Here is a 401-nt window from a genome sequence, read left to right on the forward strand (position 1 = left end):
CCATCAGGGTCGCCAGTCGCCCCGATCCCCCCGCCGGCTTCGGCGATTCCGCGCGGTCTTGGTCCCCGCGGCGACGACGCGGCGGGCGAGTCGACGAACATGCCCGTCCCGGAGACATCGGCCGCTCGCGCGCCGTCACCGCCATCACCGCCGACGCCGACGAGACCGGCGCCCGAGGCAGCCTCCCCCACCACCAGCCGCGCGAACGCCGCCAGGGTGGGGTGGTTCGGCCGGTCACTGATGACGCGGACGACGGGGAGGGCGGTCACGCGCATCCCTCGCGGTCGACGGCAACCACGCCACCCGCCACCCGCCCGCTCACGCCCGCACCGTGCGCCCCGCCGCCACAGCCGCCCGTACCGTCGTCCCCCCGCCGACCGTGCCCGTCGTCACGCCGCCAC

At 77.3% G+C, this 401-nt stretch carries 1 protein-coding gene; it reads right to left on the reverse strand.

Annotation, left to right across the window (positions count from 1 at the left end; genetic code table 11):
* On the reverse strand, nucleotides 1-269 hold a 269-nt coding region (locus AC1DSF_RS31125; protein WP_478184167.1), incomplete at its 3' end, for a hypothetical protein.
* Between the last annotated feature and the right edge of the window lie 132 nt (nucleotides 270-401).

The organism is Variovorax sp. 01N429 (assembly GCF_056399425.1).